This window comes from Streptomyces prunicolor NBRC 13075, assembly GCF_000367365.1.
Taxonomy (GTDB): domain Bacteria; phylum Actinomycetota; class Actinomycetes; order Streptomycetales; family Streptomycetaceae; genus Streptomyces; species Streptomyces prunicolor.
Genome location: NZ_BARF01000088.1, coordinates 112962 through 128866 on the forward strand (window position 1 = coordinate 112962; position 15905 = coordinate 128866).

Below are 15905 nucleotides of genomic sequence, written 5' to 3' on the forward strand. Positions count from 1 at the left end.
AGCGCCGTACGCGTGACGCGTTACGCGACCCGTGGGAGGGGAACCCGTCGATCAGTGCAGGAGTCGATCAGCGCAGGAAAGGAGCAACACGATGCCGGCAGGATCGAACAAGAAGCGGGAACGACAGTACGAGCACGTGAAGGAGAGTGCCGAGAAGCGCGGCGAGTCCACGCGCCGGGCGAAGGAGATCGCGTCCCGCACGGTGAACAAGGAGCGCGCCCGCGCGGGCGAGGCGAAGACCTCCAGCAAGACCTCCACCCGTGACCCGAAGTCCGCCTCGCAACGCGGCGGGCAGCGCTCACACAGCGGCGCCGAGGGACCCACGAAGGACCAGCTGTACGCGGAGGCCAAGAAGCGCAACATCCACGGCCGTTCCTCCATGGACAAACAACAGCTGCAGAGGGCCCTCGGCCGCTGACCGTGAGGAACGCGTGTGATGGGTGAGTGCCTCGCCCTGATATCCGCGCTGTGCTTCGGAGTCACCCACTTCGTCAACGGTCTGCTGTCCCGGCGGGTCGGCGGAATGACCGTCGCCCTCCATGCCCAGCTGGGCGGCAGCGCGCTCGCGCTCGTCCTGGCGCCGAGTCTGCCCGGGGGCTCCGCCTCGCTCGCGGACTACGGCTGGGGAGCACTGTCGGGGGCCGGAACGGGGGTGGGGGTCGCGTTTCTCTACCGGGCGATGTCGCAGGGGGCGATGAGTGTCGTCGTCCCCGTGAGCGACGTCGGTGCCGTGGCACTGCCGGTGCTGGTGGGCGTGGTGCTGCTCGGGGAGCGCCCCGCCGCGCTGGTGTGGGTGGGCATGGCCGCCGTATTACCGGCGCTGTGGCTGGTCTCGCAGGACGCAGCGGGTGCGGGCGGGGAGGGAAAAGGGGCGATGCCCCACGGGGTGCCGAGCGCCTTGGTGGCGAGCGCGGGGATCGGTCTGCAGTTCCTGGCGATGGCTCAGGTGGACGGCGACAGCGGTCTGTGGCCGGTGGTGCTGAGCCGCGTGGTGTCCGTCGTCGTCATCGCGGGCGTCCTGGCGCCGTACGGCGGCCGTTGGACCATGCCGAGGGGTGCGTGGGCGGCGGCGGTGATCGCGGGCGCGGTCGGGACCGCCGCCATCGTGCTGTATCTGGAGGCGACCACACGGCAGCTCATGGCCGTGGCGACGGTGCTCTCGTCGCTGTATCCGGCCGTCCCCGTCGTCCTCGCTCTGCTGTTTCTCGGGGAGCGCCTGAACCGTCGTCAGGGCTTCGGCCTGATGTGCGCGGTACTGGCCATCGGCCTGATCGCCCTGCGCTGAGTGATGCGGGGCGGGGCGAGCCGGTCTCACCTTCGACGCCTGCGGCGCAGTACCGCTCCCACTCCCGTCGCCACCGCTCCCGTCGCGGCGGCCAGTACGAACCCGGGGTGTCGCGCGAGTGCCGCCTGGGCCGAGCGGGGGTGGGACGTCTCGTCGAAGGTGCCGTGTGCTCCGTAGTCGTGTTCCGGGGCCTGGTCCGCAGGGAGCCAGAGGTTGGTCGTGCGGGCACCGGGCTCGCTGTCGTCGGTCTGCTGCGACGCGTAGCCCGTGCGGGCGAGGTACCGGTCCAGCAGGCTCGGCACTACCTTGTTGGCGAGGATGGTCGCGGCGGTGGACGCGCCCACGTAGTACTGCTTGCGGTGCGGATGGTCCGCCGCGTTGACCACGGCCCGGGCTGCCACCTCGGGCTGGTAGATCGGCGGTACGGGCCGGGGGTGCCTCGGCAGCCGGGACAACACCCATGAGAACTGTGGGGTGTTGACCGCCGGCATCTGCACCACGGTGATGTGCACGTGGCTGTGCCGGTGCATGAGCTCGGTACGGACGCTCGACGTGAAGCCGTTCACCGCGTGCTTGGCGCCGCAGTAGGCGGACTGCAGGGGGATGGACCGGTCGCCGAGGGCAGAACCGACCTGCACGATCACGCCGGCGTCCCGCGGGATCATGCGCCGGAGCGCGGCCCGGGTGCCGTGCACGAAGCCCAGATAGGTCACCTCGGTGACCCGTTTGTACTCGTCGGGCTCGATCTCCATGAACGGCGCGAACACAGACGTGAAGGCGTTGTTGACCCAGACGTCGATCGGCCCGAATGCCTCCTCGGCGGCCACTGCCGCCGCCTCGACCTGTGCGGGGTCGGCCATGTCGGTGGGCACCGCGAGGGCACGGCCGCCACATTCCTCGACATCGGCGACCGTGGCGTCGAGGCCCGCCTTGCCTCGGGCGAGGAGTACGACATTGGCGCCTCGCCCGGCGAAGAGCCGTGCGGTGGCCCGGCCGATTCCGGCGCTGGCCCCGGTGATGACGACGGTCTGCTGGTTCATGCTCGTCCTCTCGTCCCGGCGTGTTCGTCGCGGCTCCGTTCCTCTCCTGTCCCCTGTCCCGGCCTATCCGGTCCGGTACTTCTCCGCCTGCTCTGCGCGGAGGGTCAGACCGTGGCCGGGTGCGCCGTCGGCACCCGGGCGGATGTTGCCGCCGTGGGGGTCGAGGGTCCCGTCGAAGAAGAGGTCCTCGATGCGTGTGTGGTCGTAAAACCACTCCAGATGGCGCAAGTTGGGGATCGCGGCAGCCGCGTGCGCGTGGGCGTGCGGGGCGCAGTGGCCGGAGAGTTCCAGTCCGGCGGCTTCCGCGAGGGCTGCCGCGCGCAGCCAGACGGTGATGCCGCCGCAGCGGGTGGCGTCGGCCTGGAGGCAGTCGACGGCTCCGGCGCCGAGCATGTGCCCGAAATACGGGAGCGTGTAGCCGTACTCGCCGGCTGTCACCTCGGGTGCGACACCTGCCCGGATCTGTGCCAGCCCGGCCAGGTCGTCGGAGGAGACGGGCTCTTCGAACCATGTCACGCCGTGCTCGTCGAGGTGCCGGGCCATCCGGATCGCCTGTTTGCGGGTGTAGCCGCCGTTGGCGTCGACGTAGAGGTCCCGTGTGTCGCCGATGCTCCGGCGGGCCTGCGCTACCCGTTCCCGGTCCCGCTGCTCGGCGCGGCCCCAGGACTCCCCGATCTTGATCTTCACCCGGGGAATGCCCAACTCCTCGACCCAGCCCCACAGTTGACGATCCAGCTGGTGCTCGTCGTACGTCGTGAAGCCTCCGCTGCCGTAGACGGGCACGTCGGTGCGGCTCGTGCCGAGCAGCCGGGTCAGGGGCAGGCCGAGGAGGTGTGCCTTCAAGTCCCACAGGGCGATGTCGACGGCCGAGACTGCGCCGGCGATCAGGCCGGGGCGGCCGGCGTTGCGGACCGCCCGGCTCATCGCCTCGTTGGCGGCGGGTACGTCCCAGGCGCAGCGGCCGGTCACCACATCGGCGAGTTGCCGCTCGACGACCTGGGCGGTCGCCGCCGCGCCGTAGGTGTACCCGAGTCCTGTCGCGCCACCGCCGCCGACCTGGACCACGACCATGGTCGTCGAGTCCCAGGCCAGCGTGCCGTCGCCCTCGGGCGCGTCGGTGGGGACGGTGTAGACGGCCGTCCCGACGCGGTCCACGAGCGGTTCGTCAGCGCCGCCGGTGCGCGGGGTCATCACTTCTCCGGCTCGTCCTGACGTTGCTTGCCGCCGGGGAGCATCTCCTGCACCTTCGCCTTCAGCCCCTGCCGGATCATGCCGGTCCGGTCGCTGTCGCCCTTGATGACGGCGGAGGCCGCGGCCTCGATCTGGTCGAGGCTGGCGTGCGGCGGGATCGGCGGTACGGCGGGGTCGGTCCGGAAGTCGATGACGAACGGCCGGTCGGCACCGAGCGCCTGCTGCCAGGCGTCCGCCACCTCCCCCGGCTTCTCCACGCGCACCCCGCCGAGGCCGATCGAGCGGGCGAAGTCGGCGTAGGGCACGTCCGGGATCGCCTGGGAGGGTAGGAACTGCGGGGCGCCGGCCATGGCGCGCATCTCCCAGGTGACCTGGTTGAGGTCCTGGTTGTTGAGGACGGCGACGATCAGGCGCGGGTCCTGCCACTCGGTCCAGTACTTGGCGGCGGTGATGAGTTCGGCCATGCCGTTCATCTGCATGGCTCCGTCGCCCACGATCGCGAGGGCGGGGCGGTCGGGGTGGGCGAACTTGGCGCCGATGACATACGGCACGCCGGGCCCCATGGTCGCGAGGGTGCCGGAGAGCGAGCCGCGCATGTTTCCGCGCATCCGCAGGTGCCGTGCGTACCAGTTGGCGGCGGAGCCGGAGTCGGCGGCCAGGATCACGTCGTCCGGGAGGAGGGCGTCCAGGCTGTGTACGACGTACTCGGGGTTGATCGGGTCCGCGTCGACGGCCGCTCGGCGCTCCATGACCTCCCACCAGCGGGCCGTGTTCTTCTCGATCTCCTTGCGCCACTTGCCGTGCTTCTTCCGCTTCAGCTGCGGCAGCAGTGCCTTGAGGGTCGCGGCGGCGTCCCCCACGAGGTTGACCTCGAAGGGGTAGCGCAGCCCGATCATGAACGGGTCGATGTCGATCTGGACGGCGCGGGCCTTGCCGAACTCCGGCAGGAACTGGGTGTACGGGAAGCTGGAGCCGATGACGAGCAGGGTGTCGCACTCCTGCATCAGCTCGTAGGAGGGCCGGGTGCCGAGCAGGCCGATCGAACCGGTCACATACGGCAGATCGTCCGGCAGGGCGTCCTTGCCCAGCAATGCCTTGGCCACCCCGGCGCCGAGCACGTCGGCGATCTCCTCCACTTCGGCCCGGGCTCCGCGCGCGCCCTGTCCGACCAGGATCGCGACCTTCTCACCCGCGTCGAGGATCTCGGCGGCGCGCGCGAGGTCCGAAGCCGCCGGGACCGGCGCGGAGTGCGTCAGGCCCAGGCTGGACGGCACCATCTTGAAGGCGTGGGTCGGCGCCGAGTAGTCCAGTTCCTGGACGTCGGCGGGGATGATGACGGCGGTCACCGTGCGCTTGGCGTAGGCGGTGCGCATCGCGCGGTCGATGACGTTGGGCAACTGCTCGGGGACGGTCACCATCTCGCAGAACTCGGAGGCGACGTCCTTGTAGAGGCTCAGCAGGTCGACCTCCTGCTGGTAACTGCCGCCCATGGCACTGCGGTTGGTCTGCCCGACGATCGCCACGACCGGAACGTGGTCGAGCTTCGCGTCGTAGAGACCGTTGAGGAGATGGATCGCCCCGGGGCCCGAAGTCGCCGCGCAGACACCGACCTTGCCGGAGAACTTGGCGTAGCCGACGGCCTCGAACGCGGACATCTCCTCGTGCCGCGACTGGACGAACTTCGGCTTGTTGTCGGATCGGCCCCAGGCCGCGAGAAGGCCGTTGATGCCGTCGCCCGCGTAGGCGAAGACGTGGTCGACGTCCCATTCGCGGAGCCGCTGGAGTACGTAGTCGGACACCTTGATGGACACGGGGATTCCTTTCATCGCTTCATCGGGGCTTCATCGGGCTGATTGCCGGTTGCGGAGCCGAAAGGCCCCGGCTGCTGCCGCTCCGAGGACGGCGACCGCCGCGCCCGCCGCCAGCAGACGGCCGTCGCGTGCGGAACGCTCGGGCCGGTCGGCGAGCTTCTCGGGGTGGTCGGCGGGCAGATGCCGTTCGTCCAGGGCGAGCGCCAGGGCCTCGGCCAGGTGCAGGGCGCGCCGGCCGGTGTCGCCCTGTTCGATCTGCGTACGGCAGCTGAAGCCGTCCGCGAGAACCAGCGCGCCGGGTGCCGTCTCGCGTACGGCGGGCAGCACCCCCTGCTCGGCCACCGTCATGGACAGGTCGTAATGGCCTTGTTCGAAGCCGAAGTTGCCGGCGAGGCCGCAGCAACCGGCGTCCAGGACCCGGGCGTCGATTCCGGCGCGGCGCATCAGTTCGCGGTCGGCGTCGTCCTTGGTGACCGCGTGCTGGTGGCAATGGGTCTGCACGGTCGCCGACTTGGTGAGCCGCGGGGGCTGCCAGCCGTCCGGGGCATGGTTGAGGAGCTGCTCGGCGAAGGTGCGGAACTGCCCGGCGAGCCGTTGCACGTCCTGGTCCTCGGGCAGCAGCTCGGGGGCGTCGGCGCGGAAGACGGCCGTGCAGGACGGTTCGAGCCCGATGACGGGTGTGCCGGCCTCCAGCCAGGGCCTCAGGACGTCGAGCGTGCGGCGCAACACCCGCTGGGCGGTGCCGAGTTGGCCGGTGGAGATCCAGGTCAGTCCGCAACACACGGCACGGGTCGGGACGGCGACCTTGAAGCCGGCGTCCTCCAGGACGCGGACCGCGGACTTCGCGACGTTCGGGTGGAAGTAGGTGCTGAAGGTGTCCGGCCACAGCAGGACGGTGCGCGGGTCGGCCGGATCGGGGTCCGCGCTCCCCCGCGCCCGCCACCACTGCACGAAGGACTCCTCGGCGAAGACCGGCGCGTCGCGTTCGACGGCCACGCCCGCGAGGCGTTTGCCCAGGCCGGCGAGGCCGGGTGCGCCGAGCGCGGCGTTGACCAACCGCGGTGCCGTGCGCGACAGCCGTGCCCACAGCGGCAGCCAGCCCATGGAGTAGTGCGCCGCCGGGCGCAGCCGTCCCTCGTAGTGGTGGGAGAGGAACTCGGCCTTGTAGGTGGCCATGTCGACGCCGACCGGGCAGTCCGACTTGCAGCCCTTGCAGGCCAGGCAGAGGTCCAGGGCGTCACGCACCTCCGTGGAGCGCCAGCCGTCCGTGACGGCGGAGTCCGCGTGCCCGCCGAGCATCTCGAACAGCAGCCGGGCCCGCCCACGGGTGGAGTGCTCCTCCTCGCCCGTCGCCCGGTACGAGGGGCACATCACCCCGCCCTCGTGCGTACGGCAGTTGCCGATGCCGACGCAGCGCAGCACCGCGCGGTCGAAGGAGTGGTCGTCGTCCGGGTAACTGAAGTGCGTGTCATGGCTGTTGGGGCGCCACAGGGGTCCCAGGCGCAGGTTCTCGTCGATGCGGTAGGGGTCGACGACCTTGCCGGGGTTCATCCGGTTGTCCGGGTCGAACAAGGCTTTCACCTGCCCGAAGGCGGCCACCACGTCCTCCCCGAACATCCGGGGCAGCAGCTCACCGCGCGCCTGCCCGTCGCCGTGCTCACCGGAGAGCGAACCGCCGTAGGAGGCGACGAGATCCGCCGCCCGGAAGAGGAACTCCCGGAACTGCGCGACGCCTTCGGCGGTGGTGAGTTCGAAGGGGATGCGGGTGTGGACGCAGCCCTGGCCGAAGTGCCCGTACAGGGAGGGGTGGTTGTAGCCGAAGTCGGCGAAGAGCTTCTTCAGGTCGCGCAGGTAGTCGCCGAGCACCTCGGGCGCGACGGCCGAGTCCTCCCAGCCCTCCCAGGTCTCGCGGCCGTCGGGCGGGCGTGCGGTGACCCCGAGTCCGGCCTCGCGGGCCTTGAGCATCTTGCGTTCGCGGGCCGGGTCGTCTGAGAACGCCACGGAGGGATCGTCCTCGTCGCGTCCCAGGGCATGGATCAACTGCCGTCCCTGCTCGTCGACTTCGTCCTGGCTGTCGCCGGTGAACTGGACCAGGAGCCAGCTCTCGCCGTCGGGGAGTTCGTCCAGCGAGTCGAGGTAGGCGCCTTCCTCGCGCATCAGCTGGGCCATCCGCCCGTCGAGGGCCTCCAGTTGGGTCGGAGCGCTGTGCTTCAGCAGCCGTGGCACGTCGTCGGCGGCCGTGCAGATGTCGTCGTAGCCGAGGACGAGGAGGGCTTCGTACGGCGGGAGGGGCACCAGGTCGAGTTCGGCGCGCAGGACGGTGACGAGGGTGCCCTCGCTGCCGACGAGCGCCCGGGCCACGTCGAAGCCGTTCTCGGGCAGCAGCGAGTCCAGGTTGTATCCGGAGACCCGGCGCGGGATACGGGGGAATCCGCGCCGTACCTCCGCCATGGTGCGGTCGATGATCTCCCGCAGCCCCTGGTGGATCTCGGCGACCCGTCCGCCCGCGGCGACGATCTCGGCGTACTCGGCGTCGGAGGTGGGGCCGACCCAGCAGCGGGTGCCGTCGTAGGCCAGGATCTCCAGGCGCCGGACGTTGTCGACGGTCTTGCCGTAGGCCTGGGCGGACCCGCCGCAGGAGTTGTTGCCGATCATGCCGCCGAGGGAGCAGTGGCTGTGGGTGGACGGCTTGGGGCCGAACTGGAGCCGGTGGTCGGCGAGTCGGCGGTTGAGTTCGTCGAGCACGATGCCCGGTTCGACGATGCAGGTGCGGTGGTCGGCGTCGACCGACAAGAGCCTGTCGCAGTACTTCGTCCAGTCGATGACCACGGCGGTATTGGTGCACTGGCCGCCCAGGCTCGTGCCGCCGCCCCGGGAGAGCACCGGCGCTCCGAACTCGGCGCACACCGCCACGGCGTCTGCGCCCGCGTCGACCGTGCGCGGGGCGACGACGCCGATCGGGACCTGCCGGTAGTTCGAGCCGTCCGTCGCGTAGGCGCCCCGGCTGCCCGCGTCGAACCGCACCTCGCCGTCGACCCGCTCGCGGAGTGCCTTCTCCAGCGCCCGTGTGTCCAGCGCCGTCTCCGATCCACGTGCCTCGACCACCGTCGACTCCCTTCTACGAGCGCCCCGACGCGGTGGGCCGCCCGGATGCATGGAAACGGGTTCCCGGTGATCGAGGGGGCTAACGTCCGGTCGCGGGGCCCGGTCAGGCTGCTTTCCTGGCCTTGGCGAACTCGACGAGGAAGGTGTCGCAGAACGCCTTCAGGTCGTCGGGCCTGCGGCTGGTGACCAGCGTGTTGGGGCCGTGGTCGCAGACGCGCACCTGTTCGTCGACCCAGGTCCCGCCCGCGTTGGTGATGTCCGTGCGCAGACTCGGCCACGAGGTCAGCGTGCGGCCCGAGACCACGTCCGCCTCGACCAGCGTCCACGGCGCGTGGCAGATCGCGGCGACCGGACGGCCCAGGTCGAAGAAGTCCCGTACGAACGACACGGCGTCCTCGTCGGTGCGCAGCAGGTCGGGGTTGGCGACCCCGCCCGGGAGGACCAGGCCGTCGAACGTCCCGGCCGACGCCTCACGCGCGACCAGCTGCACCGGGAACACGTCCGCCTTGTCCAGATGGTTGAACGCCTGGATCTGTCCCGGCTCCGTCGACACGAGTGCGGTCTCGTGGCCCTGGTCGGTGACCGCCTGCCACGGCTCGGTCAGTTCGATCTGCTCGACGCCTTCGGGCGCCATCAGGAATGCGATACGCATGGTGGTCAACCTCCTTGTGCGGCTTGCCATGTGGTCTCGTCCTTGGCCGGTTTCCCGCGTGTCCGGGCCGCTCTGCGGCAGCGCAGCAGCTCCTCTCCGTACGGCAGCAGCACGCACGCGCCGATCCCGGCGGCGATGCCCGCGAGGTAGCCGCGTGACAACGGCCGTCGGCGCGGCACGAACCGCCAGGCGCTCGGGTCCGAACGCCCGCCGTGCACAAGGGACTTGACCTGGTCGCTGTGCAGGCACATCAGGGAGGTGAGCGCTGCGAAGGGCAGGGATTCGAGGAAGCTGTGGATGTGCTGCTCGATCGGCTTGACCTCGCGCTCGCTGCGCACCGCGGTCCGTACGTCCCACAGCGCGGTCGCCTCGTGGACCGCGGCGCCGCCCAACTGCACGGCGAGGAGCAGGGGGTTGACCTCGTAGCGCAGGGTCAGGGCGATGGGGATCCCGACCTCGGTCATCATCAGCGCGTGGATCAGGGACTCCTTCGTCCCGGACGTGTTCTCGATCCGGGTCCGCCGGTGCATCACCCAGTCGGCCAGCCCTGGCACGAACCAGCCGGGAAGGAGCCCGTACAGGAGGTAGCGGGTCGTCGCGTCGGCGACGTCGTCTCCCGGACGCGGGACGAGGGGCCCGGTGGGCCGGCTGCGACGGAGACTCACGCCCTCACCTCCCGGCGGAGGATCTGTTCGGCCGGTTCCGTGAAGGTGTGGAACGGGGTCACACGATTCTCCTCCGCGTTGGAACGTTCGAGTCGGGTGGGGACCGGACGCCGACGAAGCCCGTGGCCGCCGACGGCGACAGCGCCGACGGTCCGCCACGCGATGCCCGGATCTCCGGCGTGGCCACTCGCGTACCCGCGGACCGGACGCCCACACGGAGGTTTGTCCCCTCGCTCCGAGGACACCCGGATGCCGCCCCCGTGCACCTTTCCGGAGAAGGACACGTCATGGCAGTGCTCGCGGTGCTCGTCCCGCCCCTGATGCTCGGCCTGCTGCTCGCGCTGGGCAGATACGAGGAACTCCTGCTCCCGGAGCAGCACACCCACCGACCCCACCGGCCGCCCCACCGGCCGCCCCACCGGCCGAACCCGTCCCGGCAGGGACCCCCGCGTCCTCGTCACCGGTTTCCTTCCGCCCGCCCAGGGCACTTCGGATGCCAGGTCATCGCGCGCCGCCACCCGGTGGAGGAGCGGCGATGCTTGGATGACGAAACGGAAACAGCCCAACAAACAGGGTGAATCACTCCCGGTGGAGGTGCCGTGTGAACCGGCGTACGACGCTCCTCGGCGCGGCCGAGATCCTGGCTTGGTGGGCGGCCCTCGCCCTGCTGTGGTTGGTCTTCATCAGCGCGGTGGACGCACTGGAACTCGTCGTGGGAACATCCGCCGCGCTGGTCGGCGCGTTCGCCGCGTGGGGTACGCGCCGCGCGGTGAGCGGGTGGTGAACGGCTGGACCGTCGCCGCGACGGCCGCCCTCGCCGTCGGGGTCGGGGCCACGGTCTGGGGCGTCGCCACGGGCCCGCTGCGGCGCCGGGTGGTGGCACAGAACCTGTCCACCTCGCTGGCCTGCCCCGCGCTGTTGCTCCTGTCCGAGGGCTACGACCGCCCGTCGTACGTCGATCTCGCACTGCTGCTGGCCCTGTTGGGCCCGGTCGGCACCCTCGTCTTCGCCCGGCTTCTTGTGGAGGACCTGGCCGCGGACCCGCCGCGGACGTGGGGGCTGACGTACGCGGTCGCCGCGTTCGGGGCCGCCGTCGTGATCGCCGTCTGTGTGGCGGCGGGCCCAAGCCGTGCGCTGGTGAAACTCCTGGTCGTGGGCGCCTTGTTGATCGGCGGGAACCTCACCGCGTCCCGTGCCCTGTCCGGCGGTTTCGCGGGGAGCCGGCGTGGATGATCCGCTGATCGTCGTGGCGCTGCTGCTGGTCGCCGGGTCCGCGACCGCCGCCGTGGCCGTCCGTGATCCCGCACGGCAGGCGCTCGTCCTGGCCGTCCTCGGGACGGTGCTTGCGGTCCTGTTCACCGTGCTCCAGGCCCCCGACGTGGCGCTGTCCCAACTGGCCGTGGGCTCCGCCCTCACTCCCCTGCTGATCATGCTGTCCGTACGCAAGGTCCGGCGGCCGAAACGACGCGAGGAGACGGAACGATGACCCGGCGGGTACGGCTGCTCGTCATGGCCGTCGGCGGCACGGGTCTCGCGGCCCTCCTCGTCGCCGCCTGCTTCGACCTGCCGCGCTTCGGCGGCGACCAACACCCGTACGGGGACCGGGTGGTACGCGCCTCCCTCGCCCGGCACACCGCGAACACGATCGCCTCCGTCAACTTCGACCAGCGCGCCTTCGACACCCTCGGCGAGATGAGCATCCTCTTCGCGTCCGTCCTCGGCACCGTCGTCCTGCTGCGCCAGACCCGAGACGAACACCGCGCCGCACCCGAACCCGAGCAAGTCGCCCTGCCCGTACGCCGATACGCCCTCCTCGTCCTCCCCGTCGCCGTCCTCACCGGCCTGTACGTGATCGCGCACGGCCAACTCAGCCCGGGTGGCGGCTTCCAGGGCGGTGTCGTCGTGGCGACCGCCCTGCACCTGCTCTACCTGGGCGCCGACTACCGCGCCCTGGAACGCATCCGCCCGGTCGGCTCCTACGAGGTCGCCGACGCCCTCGCGGCCTCCGCCTACCTCGTGCTGGGCCTCGCCGGCCTCGTCGCGGGCACCGCGTTCCTCGCCGACTTCCTTCCCTACGGCACCTTCAACACCCTGTCCTCGGGCGGCACCGTTCCCCTCCTGAACGCGGCCATCGGCATGGAGGTCGCCTGCGCGGTCGTCGTACTGCTCGCCAATTTCCTGGACCAGGCCGTGGAGATCGAGAAGGAGGGCGAGACGTGATGTCGGTCCTGCCGTACCTCGTCGCCGCGTGGGTGTTCCTCGTCGGCTGCTACGGACTGGCGACCAGCCGGAACCTCATCCACGCCGTGGGCTGCCTGGCCGTCTGCCAGTCCGCCACCTACGTCCTGCTGCTGGCCGTCGGCTACCGCGACGGCGCCACCGCCCCCGTCTTCTCCGACCTGAAACCCGGCTCCCGCCCCGTCGTCGACCCGGTCGTCCAGGCCCTCGCCCTCACCGACGTGGTCGTGGGCGCCACGGTGACCGCCGTGCTGCTCGCCCTCGTCCTGCAGATCTCCAAACTCCACGGCACGGTCGACCCGGACGAACTCTCGGAGCTGCGCGGCTGATGCACCACCTGCTCCCGGTCCTCGTCGCCGTCCCCCTGCTCGGAGCCACCCTCCTCGTCACCGCCGGACGCCACCTGCCCCGCGCCGCCGCCGAAACGGTGGGCTGTCTCTTCGCCGCGGGCACGGCAGCACTCGCGATCGCACTCCTCCTCAACTCCTCACCGCCCATGACCGATTGGGTCGGCGGCTGGACACCCGAAGGCGGCGAGAGCGTCGGGATCGTCCTCGTCGGGGACGGCCCCGGGCTCGGCATGGCCGCGCTCGCCTCCCTGCTGACGGTGGCGGCGCTGGCGTACTCCTGGCACTACTTCGACGAACCGCCCCGCCGTCACGCAGGCTCCTTCCCGGCCCTGATGCTGCTGTTCCAGGGCGGTATGTGCGGTTTCGCGATCGCGGGGGACCTGTTCGACGCCTTCGTGTTCTTCGAGTTGATGAGCGTCGTCGCCTACGCCCTGACCGGTCATCGCGTGGAGGAACCCAAGGCCGTCCAGGGCGCGTTGTCCTTCGGCGTCCTCAACTCCCTCGGCGCTTACGCCATGTTGATGGGCATCGGCCTGCTGTACGCGCGCACCGGCGAACTCGCCATGACGAAGATCGGCGAGGGCCTCGACCGGCACGGCTCCCCCGACGCCCTCACCCTCGCGGCCTTCGCGCTGGTCCTGACCGGACTGCTGGTGAAGGCGGCGGCCGTACCGTTCCACTTCTGGCTGCCGGACGCGCACGCGGTCGCACCGACACCCGTGTGCATGCTGCTCTCCGGAGTCATGGTCGAACTCGGCGCCTACGGCGTCTGGCGCGTCTACCGCACGGTCTTCTCGGGCCCCGGCGGCATCCCGGCGTCCGACCTGGAGCACGCGCTCGTCGTCCTCGGGGCGCTGACGGGCCTGGTCGGCGCGGTCATGTGCTGGTATCAGCGGCACATCAAACGGCTGCTGGCGTACTCCACGGTCGCCCACATGGGCCTCTTCCTCATCGGCATCGGCGCCCTCAGCCCCGAGGCGGATGACGGAGTCGCCCTCTACATCCTGAGCCACGCCGGTGTGAAGGCCGCCCTGTTCGCCTGCACCGGCGCACTCCTCGACCGGTACGGCTCGGTGGACGAACACGCCCTGCACGGACGCGCCCGCGAACTACGCGGAGTTGCTGTGCTGTACGTCGCCGGCGCGCTGAGCCTCGCCGGTCTGCCGCCCTTCGGCATCGGACTCGGCAAAGCGGTGCTGGAGGAGGCGGTCGGCGGCCCGTTGACCGTACTGTTCGTCGCCGTGTCGGCGGTGACCGCGGGCGCGGTGCTCCGAGTCGCCGCTCGCGTGTTCTTCGGCCTCGGCCCCCGGCCCGACGACGAGTCGTCGTACGAGACCACCGGCAAGAAGGAGGAACCGGAGACCCGGAGCCGCCTGAGCCGGGTGCCGGACACCATGACCGCGGTCCCCGCCGTGCTGTTGGTCCTGTCCCTCGCCATGGGCGCGGTGCCCGGCTTCGCCGCGGCGGTCGGCCACGCGGTGTCCGGCCGAGCCGCCCCCGCGCCGCACTGGACTCTCATCGGCGTGCTCCTCGGTCTCACCTCGACGCTGCTGGCCCTCGGCCTCGCCACGCTCGCCGCAACCCGCCCGAAGCTGCTCGGTGACGGGGCATGGACGGCTCCACTACGACGCCTGCAGTCCGGCCACATCGGCGACTACGTGGCATGGATGCTGGCGGGCACGACCCTGCTGGCGGCGCTGGCCCTGCCGACCATCCTCAACGGCTGAGCAGATGGGAGAAGCGAGGCGGGAGCCGACGCAGGGGCGAGCCGGGACGGGACGCTCCTTGTGCCACCGAGTACCTGATGCCCCGGCGGGTACCCGTCACTGGCATTCATCCAAAACGTAGACAGACCTGGAGGTCTCCATGTTCCGCGCCATCGCAGACGTGCTCCGCAGCATCGGCAGTGCGATCGCCACCGTCGTCGCACTGCCGTTCCGGGCACTGGCCCGGCTGTTCGGCGGAGCGTCGCGTTCCGCGCACTGACGACCTCCGTGAGCGGGCCGGAAGCCGATTCGAACGTTTCCGCAGTATCCGATCCTTGAGCCGGGAGCCACGTACCGTGACCGATTTCGATCCGTTCACCGACATGGTCGACTCTCCGATGTACGTCGTCACCGCCGAGGCCGCCGGTGAGAGGGCCGGCTGCCTGGTCGGGTTCGGTTCGCAGTGCTCCATCCGGCCCGCCCGGTTCGTGGTCTGGTTGTCCAGGGTCAATCACACGTACCGGGTGGCTGAGCACGCCGAGCGGCTCACGGTCCATCTCCTCCACCGGGACCAGGGTCGACTGGCCCGGCTCTTCGGCGGCGAGACCGGCGACCGGACCGACAAGTTCACCGACGTCCCCTGGCATCCGGGACCAGGCGGGTCCGTGATCCTCGACGAGGCGCCCACCTGGTTCGTCGGTCGCGTGGAAAGCCGGATCGACGGCGGCGACCACGTCGGTTTCCTCCTCGCTCCGGAGGCGGCGGAGACCCTCGGAGGCGCCCCGGCTCCTCCCATGTCCCTGAGCGACGCCCGCGGCATCACCCCGGGCCACCCGGTGAACTGATCGTCAGGACACGCGACGCGCCGGAACGACGGAACGACCCCTGAGCGAGTCGGCTCCGTTTCCTTTGCGGCCTACGGCCCGGGACGACGAGCGTCGTCGTACGTTCTGGGCCCGTACGCGTGGTGTCCGTCACCGCCGCAGGGCGACCCATCCTCGGATTTGAGCGAACAGGTGAGGTTGGCGTGGTCGATGAGGGGGACTCGCATGCTCACGAGACGCCCTCCGCTCCCCGATCGGAAGGCAGCGCGCCGTGCTCACCGGACTATCAAGGAGTTCTCATGGACAACCAACGGGACGAGGAACTCTACTCACGGGACCGTCCGCCCCACCCCACCCTGCCGGAGGACCGGCCGCGCGGGGCGAAACCCAAGGCTCCCGTGAAGCACCGCAGTCCTTGGCTGGTCGCCGCGTTCGTCATCGGCGTCATCGCGCTGATCGTCATCGGTATCGCCTTGTTTCCCTGACGGGAAGACACGAGACAGGCTCACTCGGCGACCGCCTCGCGGACAAGGTCTTGCTCAGGCTCCGTCCAGGCGCAGCGCGTTGCTCAAGCACGCTTCCCCATACCAGATCAGGTTGTAGTCCTTGTCCGGCGTACCCGTGGCGCCGCCGGTCTCCGTACTGCTGGTCACCCGTGCCTCCTTCACGTTCCGGGGTCTTGCTCCTCCGCCCCGCCCCGGCGCATACTCCGGCAGGCCGCGTGTGTGGACGAGGCCTACCAGCCCGAAGGACTCGACTGCCGTGAGAACGAGGGCGCGCGAGACACCGAGAAGGGCCTGCTCGCCCACGACGGCGGCATTGACGGCGGCGCGGCCTTCGCATTGGAAGCCGCCGTCCACCGGATCCCGGACGAGGACGACGACCTCCCGTAGTCCCGCACGGGAGGAGTACTCCCTCGGCTCCGACACACACGTGGTAGCTCTGCCGACGGCAGGCCACACGTCGATCGACGGGCGGTGCCTCGCGACGTGCCGCCTGAGGATCTCGACCCGGGCGGCGCCGAGAAGAGTGCCGACC

19 protein-coding genes are annotated in these 15905 nt (G+C 70.6%); 12 read left to right on the plus strand and 7 right to left on the minus strand.

All coding sequences use genetic code 11. The features are described 5' to 3' along the window. The first annotated feature begins 91 nt into the window (after positions 1–91). Both SPR02S_RS37675 and SPR02S_RS37680 read left to right on the plus strand, forming a co-directional pair. Positions 92–418 (plus strand): hypothetical protein, encoded by a 327-nt coding sequence (locus SPR02S_RS37675; RefSeq protein WP_019062196.1) that lies wholly within the window; start codon positions 92–94, stop codon positions 416–418. A gap of 18 nt (positions 419–436) precedes the next feature. Beyond that, positions 437–1285: an EamA family transporter gene (locus SPR02S_RS37680; RefSeq protein WP_019062197.1), complete on the plus strand. Its 849-nt coding sequence runs from the start codon at positions 437–439 to the stop codon at positions 1283–1285. A 26-nt stretch (positions 1286–1311) separates the two neighbouring features. Here the strand turns inward: SPR02S_RS37680 and SPR02S_RS37685 are convergent, their stop codons facing one another. From SPR02S_RS37685 to SPR02S_RS63540, 7 genes are all read right to left on the minus strand, one after another. Beyond that, the gene (locus tag SPR02S_RS37685) at positions 1312–2325 is read right to left on the minus strand and encodes an SDR family oxidoreductase (RefSeq protein ID WP_019062198.1); all 1014 of its coding nucleotides are present in this window, start codon (positions 2323–2325) and stop codon (positions 1312–1314) included. 63 nt (positions 2326–2388) lie between these two features. Then, positions 2389–3516, minus strand: a complete 1128-nt coding sequence (locus tag SPR02S_RS37690; protein WP_019062199.1) for an enolase C-terminal domain-like protein — start codon at positions 3514–3516, stop codon at positions 2389–2391. Beyond that, complete coding sequence (locus SPR02S_RS37695; protein WP_019062200.1) at positions 3516–5327, minus strand: thiamine pyrophosphate-requiring protein; 1812 nt, start codon at positions 5325–5327, stop codon at positions 3516–3518. The genes SPR02S_RS37690 and SPR02S_RS37695 overlap by 1 nt, the downstream gene beginning before the upstream one ends. Positions 5328–5357: 30 nt before the next feature. Further along, positions 5358–8432, minus strand: coding sequence for an FAD-binding and (Fe-S)-binding domain-containing protein (locus SPR02S_RS37700; RefSeq protein WP_019062201.1), 3075 nt, complete (start codon positions 8430–8432; stop codon positions 5358–5360). A gap of 103 nt (positions 8433–8535) precedes the next feature. Next, positions 8536–9084, minus strand: a complete 549-nt coding sequence (locus SPR02S_RS37705; protein WP_019062202.1) for a type 1 glutamine amidotransferase domain-containing protein — start codon at positions 9082–9084, stop codon at positions 8536–8538. 5 nt (positions 9085–9089) lie between these two features. Next, complete coding sequence (locus tag SPR02S_RS37710; protein WP_019062203.1) at positions 9090–9749, minus strand: hypothetical protein; 660 nt, start codon at positions 9747–9749, stop codon at positions 9090–9092. Beyond that, positions 9746–10210 (minus strand): hypothetical protein, encoded by a 465-nt coding sequence (locus tag SPR02S_RS63540; protein ID WP_158697952.1) that lies wholly within the window; start codon positions 10208–10210, stop codon positions 9746–9748. Before SPR02S_RS63540 ends, SPR02S_RS37710 begins: the two co-directional genes overlap by 4 nt. Before the next feature lie 140 nt (positions 10211–10350). On the opposite strand from SPR02S_RS63540, the gene SPR02S_RS37720 reads away from it, so the two are divergent. From SPR02S_RS37720 to SPR02S_RS63545, 10 genes are all read left to right on the plus strand, one after another. Next, positions 10351–10533 carry a hypothetical protein gene (locus SPR02S_RS37720; RefSeq protein WP_019062205.1) on the plus strand — a complete coding sequence of 61 codons (183 nt, stop codon included), beginning with the start codon at positions 10351–10353 and terminating at the stop codon, positions 10531–10533. After that, positions 10530–10982, plus strand: a complete 453-nt coding sequence (locus SPR02S_RS37725; protein ID WP_019062206.1) for an MrpF/PhaF family protein — start codon at positions 10530–10532, stop codon at positions 10980–10982. Before SPR02S_RS37720 ends, SPR02S_RS37725 begins: the two co-directional genes overlap by 4 nt. After that, on the plus strand, positions 10975–11235 hold the full coding sequence (locus tag SPR02S_RS37730; protein WP_019062207.1) for a Na(+)/H(+) antiporter subunit B: 261 nt from the start codon (positions 10975–10977) through the stop codon (positions 11233–11235). Before SPR02S_RS37725 ends, SPR02S_RS37730 begins: the two co-directional genes overlap by 8 nt. Further along, entirely contained in the window at positions 11232–11969 is a 738-nt protein-coding gene (locus tag SPR02S_RS37735) for an MnhB domain-containing protein (RefSeq protein WP_019062208.1), read from the plus strand. Before SPR02S_RS37730 ends, SPR02S_RS37735 begins: the two co-directional genes overlap by 4 nt. Continuing rightward, positions 11969–12316 (plus strand): sodium:proton antiporter, encoded by a 348-nt coding sequence (locus tag SPR02S_RS37740; protein ID WP_019062209.1) that lies wholly within the window; start codon positions 11969–11971, stop codon positions 12314–12316. Before SPR02S_RS37735 ends, SPR02S_RS37740 begins: the two co-directional genes overlap by 1 nt. Then, positions 12316–14064: a complex I subunit 5 family protein gene (locus SPR02S_RS37745; RefSeq protein ID WP_019062210.1), complete on the plus strand. Its 1749-nt coding sequence runs from the start codon at positions 12316–12318 to the stop codon at positions 14062–14064. Before SPR02S_RS37740 ends, SPR02S_RS37745 begins: the two co-directional genes overlap by 1 nt. A gap of 139 nt (positions 14065–14203) precedes the next feature. Beyond that, positions 14204–14323, plus strand: a complete 120-nt coding sequence (locus SPR02S_RS65835; RefSeq protein WP_019062211.1) for an LPFR motif small protein — start codon at positions 14204–14206, stop codon at positions 14321–14323. Positions 14324–14399: 76 nt separating this feature from the next. Then, the gene (locus tag SPR02S_RS37755) at positions 14400–14888 is read left to right on the plus strand and encodes a flavin reductase family protein (RefSeq protein ID WP_019062212.1); all 489 of its coding nucleotides are present in this window, start codon (positions 14400–14402) and stop codon (positions 14886–14888) included. A 278-nt stretch (positions 14889–15166) separates the two neighbouring features. Then, positions 15167–15352 (plus strand): hypothetical protein, encoded by a 186-nt coding sequence (locus SPR02S_RS57285; RefSeq protein ID WP_019062213.1) that lies wholly within the window; start codon positions 15167–15169, stop codon positions 15350–15352. A gap of 240 nt (positions 15353–15592) precedes the next feature. After that, on the plus strand, positions 15593–15760 hold the full coding sequence (locus SPR02S_RS63545) for a DUF5709 domain-containing protein (RefSeq protein ID WP_019062215.1): 168 nt from the start codon (positions 15593–15595) through the stop codon (positions 15758–15760). Positions 15761–15905 lie beyond the last annotated feature (145 nt).